Origin of the sequence: Corallococcus exercitus (assembly GCF_003611585.1) — a bacterium.
GTDB classification, from domain to species: Bacteria; Myxococcota; Myxococcia; order Myxococcales; family Myxococcaceae; genus Corallococcus; species Corallococcus exercitus.
Genome location: NZ_RAVW01000067.1, coordinates 21335 through 29672 on the forward strand (window position 1 = coordinate 21335; position 8338 = coordinate 29672).

The 8338-nt window shown below is 71.8% G+C and carries 7 protein-coding genes; 3 read left to right on the forward strand and 4 right to left on the reverse strand.

What is annotated here, in order from left to right; translation table 11 throughout:
* Positions 1–20: 20 nt before the first annotated feature.
* The gene (locus tag D7W79_RS11500; protein WP_120525415.1) at positions 21–1310 is read left to right on the forward strand and encodes a DUF4032 domain-containing protein; all 1290 of its coding nucleotides are present in this window, start codon (positions 21–23) and stop codon (positions 1308–1310) included.
* A gap of 2 nt (positions 1311–1312) precedes the next feature.
* Here D7W79_RS11500 and D7W79_RS11505 read toward each other — a convergent pair whose 3' ends face one another.
* Complete coding sequence (locus D7W79_RS11505; protein WP_208729697.1) at positions 1313–3145, reverse strand: metallophosphoesterase; 1833 nt, start codon at positions 3143–3145, stop codon at positions 1313–1315.
* A 168-nt stretch (positions 3146–3313) separates the two neighbouring features.
* Here D7W79_RS11505 and D7W79_RS11510 point away from each other — a divergent pair, with 168 nt between their 5' ends.
* Complete coding sequence (locus tag D7W79_RS11510; protein WP_120525409.1) at positions 3314–3784, forward strand: acyl-CoA thioesterase; 471 nt, start codon at positions 3314–3316, stop codon at positions 3782–3784.
* Positions 3785–3869: 85 nt separating this feature from the next.
* The gene (locus D7W79_RS11515; RefSeq protein ID WP_120525410.1) at positions 3870–5087 is read left to right on the forward strand and encodes a GAF domain-containing sensor histidine kinase; all 1218 of its coding nucleotides are present in this window, start codon (positions 3870–3872) and stop codon (positions 5085–5087) included.
* Here the strand turns inward: D7W79_RS11515 and D7W79_RS11520 are convergent, their stop codons facing one another.
* The 3 genes from D7W79_RS11520 to D7W79_RS44495 all read right to left on the reverse strand — a co-directional run.
* Positions 5088–7124 carry a PTS fructose-like transporter subunit IIB gene (locus D7W79_RS11520; protein WP_208729698.1) on the reverse strand — a complete coding sequence of 679 codons (2037 nt, stop codon included), beginning with the start codon at positions 7122–7124 and terminating at the stop codon, positions 5088–5090. It abuts the gene before it with no gap.
* Between the two features lie 31 nt (positions 7125–7155).
* Positions 7156–8112, reverse strand: coding sequence for a 1-phosphofructokinase (pfkB, locus tag D7W79_RS11530; protein ID WP_208729699.1), 957 nt, complete (start codon positions 8110–8112; stop codon positions 7156–7158).
* On the reverse strand, positions 8109–8338 hold a 230-nt coding region (locus D7W79_RS44495), incomplete at its 5' end, for a putative PEP-binding protein (protein WP_338078796.1). The genes pfkB and D7W79_RS44495, both read right to left, overlap by 4 nt.

Here is an 8338-nt window from a genome sequence, read left to right on the forward strand (position 1 = left end):
ACAGTAGGCTTGTGGCCGCCATGTCCCACCCCGCGCGCCGCCTCCACTCCCTGCATATCCGGCAGGGGCACCCGGACTTCCTCGACCTTCCGTGGGAGCTGCCGCTGGAGGCATGGACGGAGCGTTCACCGCGCGTGGTGGAGGTGCCGCGCGGCCTGTCCCGGCACGTCGTCGTCTTCGTCAGCTACGGCGCCACCATCTACGCCTTCAAGGAGACGCCCGCGCGCGTGGCGCAGCGCGAGTACGACCTCTTGCGCGGCCTGGAGGACCGCCGGCTGCCGTCGGTGTGTCCCGTGGGCCTGGCGGTCCAGACGGAGGCGGGGCTGGAGTCCGCGCCCGGGGACCGGCCCGGGCTGCTCATCACCCAATACCTCGCGTCGTCGCTGCCGTACCGCGCGCTGTTCATGCACCAGGGCCTGGAGCGCTATCGGTCCCGGCTGCTGGACGCGATGGCGGGCCTGCTGGTGCGGCTGCACCTGGGCGGCTTCTTCTGGGGGGACTGCTCGCTCTCCAACGTGCTCTTCCGCCGCGACGCGGGCGAGCTGCAGGCGTACGCGGTGGACGCGGAGACGTCCGAATTGCACGAGCAGCTGTCCGCCGGACAGCGGGAGATGGACCTGCAGATCATGGAGGAGAACGTCGCCGGAGGCCTGGCGGACCTGGCCGCTCGCGTGGAGCTGGCGGAGGAGCTGCCCCAGGAGCTGGAGGCCTGGCAGGAGACCGCCGCAAGCATCCGCCAGCGCTACGAGCGGCTGTGGGCCGAAATCAACCGCGAGCTCATCCTCCAGCCGCACGAGAGCTACCGCATCCACGAGCGGATCCGCACGCTCAACGACCTGGGCTTCTCCGTGGGCGAGGTGGAGCTCCTCGCGAGCGGGCAGGGCAGCCAGCTGCGCATGCGCACCATCGTCACGGACCGCGAGTACCACCGGCACCAGCTGCACACGCTCACCGGCATCGTCGCGGAGGAGCGCCAGGCGAGTCTGCTGCTCAACGAGATGCAGGAGATGAAGGCCACGCTCACGCGCAAGATGGACCGCAGCGTGCCCCTGAGCGTGGCCGCGTTCCGCTGGCTGGACGAGCGCTACCACCCCACGCTGTCACGCCTGCAGAAGGAGCTGGGCCGCGCGGCGGACACCGCGGAGCTCTACTGCCAGGTGCTGGAGCACAAGTGGTTCCTGTCCGAGCGCGCGAAGCGCGACGTGGGCCTGGACGCGGCCCTCCAGGACTACGTGACGCTCACCCGCAAGCAGCCCGGCATCGCGCCGCTCCTGCAGGACGCGTCGCGGGTCACGGGCTCGGACGGATAGCGTCAGCGGCAGACGCGGATGGGCGGCTCGATGAGGAACGGCTCGGTGGCCTTCGGGTCGTCCGGGTCGAACGCGGGCGACATGGGCCCCGCGCCGGTGGGCTTCCAGCGGCGCGGCACGCGCTCGATGCCCACGGGGTAGATGGTCAGCGCCCCGTCCTTCCCGATGCGCATGCGCAGGAAGTTCTTCCAGTCCGGCAGCGCGAGCGACCCGAAGGCCTCGTTGGAGTGCGCGCCGAAGAAGTTCACGCTCAGCCAGAGGTACACGCCCGTGATGAACGGGCCCACGAGGAAGCCGCCCACGAAGGTGAACGCGCAGGAGAAGAAGAACTTGCCCGCGAGGTGCAGCCAGCCATCCGCGCAGTGCGCGCCATCCGCCGTCAGCACCGGGCACACGCCCAGCTTGCTCACCGTGAAGTACGTGGCGCCCCAGGCGACGAAGAACGCCGCCACGATGTGCGCAACCCCGTGCAGGCCGCCCAGCAGCGCGCGCCACCTCCCGAGCGCCGCGTCCGCCAGCCCCGCGAGCCCGCCCACCGTCACCATCCCGAGGATGAGCGTCCAGGGCCGGTTGACCATGCTGTTGGCCACCGCCGTCACCACCTCCGGCAGGCGGGTCAGCCCCAGCGAGCCCACCTCCGCGTAGGCCGCCAGCGCGAGCAGCAGGTACCACAGGCCGGTGATGAGCCCGAACAGCGGGCTGTACCGGATGAGGAACAGGTTCTTGCGCGCGAGCTTCCGCGACGTGGCCTCGTCCGGGAAGCTCTTGCGCAGCGTGGAGCCGTCGCGCAGCACGGGCGCCGCGGGCGCGTGCGTGGGGTGCATGAAGGCGCCGCCTCCGCCCGCGGTGATGCGGTGCTGGCCGGTGTCGTCCTCGTGCCGGCGGTAGTGGTGCAGGTCGCCCGCGAGGAACACGGCGATGCGCCGCCCGAGCACCTTCTCCTCCAGGTACTCCAGGTTGTTCTCCAGGTAGCTGCCCTTGGCGCGCCGCGCGGCCGCCGCCAGCACCCACGCGGGCTCCGCGTTGCAGAGGATGACGCGGTCGTCGGGGCCCATCTGCTCCGCGACCTGGCGGAAGTACTCCACCTGCGGCACGTCGATGTCGCTGTTGAGCTGCACGTCCGTGCCGATGAGCCACCAGTTCTTCGGCAGCTTCAGCGCGAAGTAGCTGCGGCTCTGCTTCGTGCGGCGTCCCGCCACCCAGCGCTGCGCGCAGAACAGCCGCATGAACGCGGACAGGCCGTCGTACCAGTCGTGGTTGCCCGGGATGACGAACAGGTCCGGGTGGGGGGACTGCGAGCGGCGCATGGCGGCCTCGTAGGGCTGCACCGTGCGCTCCTCGTACGTCTCGCGGCTGGCACCCGGGTAGACCTCATCCCCGCCGAACACCAGGACACGGCCTCGCGGCGTGATGTGGGCCGTCTTGCCGTCCTCCTCCGGCAGCCGCAGCTCCGGCAGCGCCAGCAGGCGCGCCACCGCGTAGGTGGAGTCCCAGCCGTCGCCGATGTCGGAGACGTAGTCGAGCCAGAAGTCGCCGTCCGCGCCGCTCTCCTCCGAGTAGTCGAAGTAGGGCTGCTGGGGACGCACCACCGCTTCGATGAGCCGGTGGTCCGCTCTCGCGCCGAACACCGTGGCCACCACCGCGTCCAGGCCCGTGCGCAGCACCTGCGTGGGGTGCAGCCAGCGCACCATGTCCGCGTGCTTCTGGGGTTTGGTGGCGGTGGCGCTGCCGCGCTCGCGCACCACCTGCGGCGGAGGCGTGGGGCCCTGTTCCTCCCAGGGCGCGGGCGGGTCGTAGGGGCGTTCCCCTTGAGGGCGCAGGGGCTCACCGGCCATCGCGAGGACCCCGGACGACGACGGAGGAAAGGGATGGAAAGCCGGGCGGCGCCAGCGTGGACCGGAGAGCCATGGACCCCTGGCTTAGCATGCCTGCCCGGGGCTCCTGGAGGGCAGGCAGGCGTGGTTTCCGTTCCCTGGCGGGACGGTCCCTGAGAGCCTGGGGGCATGTCGAACGCTTCCCTGAAGGACTTCCCCGTCGTCGTGCCCTTCCCCGTGCACTGGAGCGAGATGGACGCGTTCGGGCACGTGAACAATGCCCGCACGTTCACCTGGTTCGAGTCCGCGCGCATCGCGTACATGGCTCGCATCGGGCTGGTGGGGCCATCCGGCGCCGGGGCCGACACGACGATGGCGGACGGGGTGGGTCCCATCCTGGCGAACACGCACGCGGACTACCTCAGGCCGGTGGTGTTCCCGGTGAACCTGGTGGCGGGCGCGCGCGTCACGCGGGTGGGCAATTCCTCCATCACCTTCGAGCACGCGGTGGCGGGCGCGGACGACGGCGTCCTCTACACGCGGGGTGGCTCCATCATCGTGACGCTGCGCTACGCGACGCACGAGAAGGTGCCGGTGCCGCCCGCCGTGCGTGCGGCCATCGAGAAGCTCGAAGGCCGCACGGCGGGTGACCAGGCGTAGTCCGCGAGCGGACGCGCGCCACCATGGACCGAAGTCCATGAGCATCGCTCGGACGTGCTGGATAGACTCGGCCGTTAGGAACTTCATGAGCCCTTCCCATCCCGCCAACCCCCACATTCGTGCCGCCGGGTCCGTGACGGCGGACGTCGAGGCCGTGAGCCGCATCGAGGCCGTGAAGACGGTGCTTCGGGTGCTGACGCGGACCACGGGGCTGCGCCTGGCGGTGGTGGCGCGCGTGACGCCGGAGTCGTGGACGTGCTGCGCGGTGCTGGACGAGATGGGCTTCGGGCTGAAGGCCGGAGACACGCTGGCCGTCAGCACCACGTTCTGCAACACCGTGCGGAACCTGGGGACGCCGCTGCGGGTGAACCACGCGAGCGAGGATCCGATCTACCGGAACCACCCCGCGCCGAAGATGTACAACGTGGAGAGCTACATCGCGGTGCCGCTGTACCGGCGCAACGGGGAGTTCTTCGGCGTGATGTGCGCGCTGGACTCGAGGCCCGCGGACCTCACGGACGACACGCTGGAGATCTTCCGCCACCTGGGGGACCTGGTGGGCCACCAGCTGGAGCAGGAGGAGGTGCTCTCCGACCGCGACTCGCAGCTGCTGGGCGCCCAGGAGGCGTCGGTGCTGCGCGAGCAGCTGATGGGCATCGTCAGCCACGACCTGCGCAACCCGCTCAACGCCATCTCGCTGGCGGCGGCGACGCTGATGCGCAGGAACGACCTGGACGACCGGGCCCGCCGGGGGCTGCGGCGCATCCTGGACTCGTCGGACCGGGCGAACCGGCTCATCCGCGACCTGCTGGACTTCACCCACGTGCGCACGGGCATGCCCCTGCCGGTGAAGCCCCAGCCCATGAACCTGCATGAGGTGGCCGAGCAGGTGGTGGACGAGGTGCGGCTCACCGCGCAGGGCCGCACGCTGGACCTGGTGTGCGAGGGCAGCGGGTGCGGGAAGTGGGATCCGGACCGCATCGCGCAGGTGCTGACCAACCTCCTCACCAACGCCGTGCAGTACGGCGCCCCGGACGCGCAAATCCGGGTGGAGGCGCGCGGGGACGAGCGCGAGGTGGTGCTGTCGGTGACGAACGCGGGGGCGCCCATCCCGCCGGCGCTGCTGCCCGTACTCTTCGAGCCGATGACCCGCGGCACCACCGAGGGCAGCGAGCACCGCAGCGTGGGGCTGGGCCTCTTCATCGTGAATCAGATCGTCCGCGCGCACGGCGGCGAGGTGGAGGTGGCGTCCACGGTGGAGGCGGGCACCACCTTCCGCGTGCACCTGCCGCGCGGGTGTTGATCAGCCCGCGTCCGGCAGGGGCCGCTTGAGCACGACGAGCGCCAGCGTGGTGGCCAGCGTGCCGGCGACGAGCGCCAGCACGTAGGGGCCCAGCGGCTGCACGGCGTTGGGGATGGCGAACACGAAGACGCCGCCGTGGGGGGCTCGCAGCGCGCAGCCGAAGCCCATGGACACGGCGCCCGCGACGGCGGAGCCGAAGGCCATGGCGGGGATGACGCGCAGCGGGTCGCGGGCCGCGAAGGGGATGGCGCCCTCGGTGATGAAGGCGAGCCCCAGCACGGCGGCGGCCTTGCCGGCCTCGCGCTCCTGGAGGGTGAAGCGGCGCTTCGCGACCACGGTGGCGAGGGCGATGCCCAAGGGCGGCGTCATGCCCGCGACCATCACCGCGGCCATGGGGGTGAAGGTGTTGGAGCCGAGCAGCCCCACGCCAAAAGCATAGGCGGCCTTGTTGATGGGGCCCCCGGTGTCGACGGCCATCATCGCGCCCAGCAGCAGGCCCAGGAGCACGGCGTTGGTGCCGGACAGGCCATGGAGGAAGCGGGTGAGGGCGCCCATGAGCGCGGCCACGGGCGCGCCGATGACGTAGGTCATCAGCAGGCCGACGATGAGCGCGGACAGGAGCGGGAGGACGAGCACCGGCTTGAGGCCCTCCAGGTTCGCGGGCAGCCGGATGCGGTCGCGCAGGGTGCGCGTCACGTAGCCCGCGAGGAAGCCCGCCGCGATGCCCCCGAGGAACCCCGCGTTGAGCTGGTTCGCCAGCATGCCGCCGATGAAGCCCGGCGCGAGGCCGGGGCGGTCCGCGATGGAGTACGCGAGATAGCCCGCGAGCGCGGGCACCATGAGCGCGAAGGCCGCGTCGCCAATGCCCTTCAGCGCGGCGGGCAGCGTGCCGGGTTGTTTGTACGCGTCGATGCCGAAGACGAACGACAGCGCCAGCAGCAAGCCGCCCGCGACGACGAACGGGAGCATGAACGACACGCCCGTGAGCAGGTGCTTGTACGCGCCCGCGGGTTCAGCGCGGGCAGGGGTGGCGGGAAGGGAAGAGAGGGAGCCCGGAGGCGGGGGCAGGGCGAGGGCCTGTTCCACGACGCGGTCGGCCTGTTTCAGGGCTTCGCCCACGGAGGTCTGGAGCAGGCGCTTGCCGGCGAAGCGCTCCGTGGAGACGTGGGTGTCCGCGCCGATGATGACCGCGTCCGCCTGGGCGATCTCCTCCGAGGTCAGCGTGTTCTTCGCGCCCACGGAGCCCTGGGTCTCCACACGGATGGCATAGCCCCGGGCACGGGCGGCGCGCGTGAGGGCTTCCGCGGCCATGAAGGTGTGGGCGATACCCGTGGGGCAGGCCGTCACCGCGACCAGGGTGCCCGCGGGCGTGGAGGACGGAGGCGTGCGCGTGGGTGCGGCTGTGTCCGCGCGGCGCGAGGCGCTGGCGAGGGGCAGTGGTGCAAGGCCTTCACCGGGGGCATCCGCGCGGTGCGCCGCACCGGATCCGGAGCGGCCTTCCGATGGGGCTGTGCCGCGTGAGGTGCTGGCGGGCGCGAGCGGTGGCGCGGCGGCACCCTCGCTTGAAGTGTCCGCACCGCGCGTTGTTCCGGGGGCGGGGGATGGAGGCGTGATGCCAGCTGGCGAGACCGTCCTGCGCGGGGTTCCACCGTGCGGTGACTCCATGCCGGCGCGGGACGCATCCGTTGAAGGGGCCGGAGCTGGCTCGGAGGCCGCCGTCTTGCGGTGCAGCGTGGCGCGGGCCACGGCCTCGTCGATGATGCGCTCGGTGTCGCGGATGGCCACCGCCGTGGAGGTGCGGACCAGGGGTTTGCCCTGGAAGCGCGACTCGTCCACGGTGATGTCCGTGGCGAGGATGACGGCTTCGGCCTGCGCCACCACGGCTTCATCCAGCGGCGTGCGCACGCCCTCCGCGCCGCGCGACTCCACCGACAGCTCGTGGCCCTTGAGGTCCGCCACACGGCGCAGCGCCTCGGCCGCCATGAAGGTATGCGCGATGCCCGTGGGACAGGCTGTGACCGCCACCAGTTTCGCCATCGTCGTCGAATCCTTGTCGTGCCGCTGTCTCTCAGGCCGTGCCCAGCGGGTGCATCCGCACCGCGCAGATCAGCTCCGCCACACGCTCCGGCGCCGGCGGCACCGGGCCCACCTTCGCGAGCTTCCCCGCCGCGAAGGCCGTGCTCCTCCTCGCGCAGGTCTCCAGGTCGTGGCCGTCCAGCCTCGCCGCCAGCACTCCCGCCACCAGCGCGTCGCCCGCGCCCACGGTGCTCGCCACTTCCACCGGTGGCGGCAACGCTCGCCATGCGCCGTCGTCCGACACGAACAGCGCTCCGTCCGCTCCCAGTGACACCACCACCAGCCCGATGCCTCCCGCGTGCAACTCCCGCGCGGCGCGCGCCACTTCGCCCGGGTTCCTCAGCGGGCGCCCCACCAGCTCGCCCAGTTCGTGCGCGTTCGGCTTCACGAAGTCCGGCTTCGCGGCCACCGCGTGGCGCAGTGGCTCTCCACTGGCATCCACCGCCACCAGCGCGCCCTTCGCTCGCAGGCGCTCCGTCAGCGTGGCGTAGATGGACGCGGGCACTCCCGCCGGCACGCTGCCCGACAGCACGAAGCAGCCGTGGTCCTCCGTCAACGCATCCAGCGTCGTCGTCAGCGCGTCCAGCGCCTCCTCCGGGACTCGCAGGCCGGGCAGGTTCAGGTCCGTCACCGCGCCGCTCGTGCGGTCCACGACCTTGATGTTCACCCGGCTGGAGCCGGGCAGCCGGAGGCAGCGGTCCTGGATGCCGCGCTCGTGGAACAGCGCCTCGAACAGCGGCACGTTGTCCGTGCCCAGGAAGCCCGCCGCCGTCACCGGCCGGGCACCACCCGCGAGGAACGCCGCCACGTTGATGCCCTTGCCTCCCGGCGTGCGCGTCTCCACCACCACGCGGTTCACCGCGCCCGCCGTGAACCCCGGACACTCCAGCGTCTGGTCGATGGCCGCGTTCAACGTGACCGTCACCACGCCCCGCTTCGTCGGCCTCACGCCTTCGCTCCGTTCCGGGCCAGCAGTCCGCGCACCAGACCTCGCACCTCGGCGGCGTTGCCGCACTCCAGCGCCAACCGGGCCAGCCCCTCCGCGTCCGCCATCGAGATGCCCCGGAGCAGCGCCTTCACCGCCGGGATGCTGGGGATGGCCACGCTCAGCTCCGTGACGCCCAGGCCGGACAGCACCACCGCGCCGGACGGGTCGCCCGCGATGCCGCCACACG

What these genes read in the sequence shown, in the direction of transcription:
- D7W79_RS11505 (WP_208729697.1), bottom strand. Translation starts at nt 3,145, where the DNA reads ATGGCCGGTGAGCCCCTGCGCCCTCAAGGGGAACGCCCCTACGACCCG.
- D7W79_RS11510 (WP_120525409.1), top strand. Translation starts at nt 3,314, where the DNA reads ATGTCGAACGCTTCCCTGAAGGACTTCCCCGTCGTCGTGCCCTTCCCC.
- D7W79_RS11500 (WP_120525415.1), top strand. Translation starts at nt 21, where the DNA reads ATGTCCCACCCCGCGCGCCGCCTCCACTCCCTGCATATCCGGCAGGGG.
- D7W79_RS11515 (WP_120525410.1), top strand. Translation starts at nt 3,870, where the DNA reads ATGAGCCCTTCCCATCCCGCCAACCCCCACATTCGTGCCGCCGGGTCC.
- D7W79_RS11520 (WP_208729698.1), bottom strand. Translation starts at nt 7,124, where the DNA reads ATGGCGAAACTGGTGGCGGTCACAGCCTGTCCCACGGGCATCGCGCAT.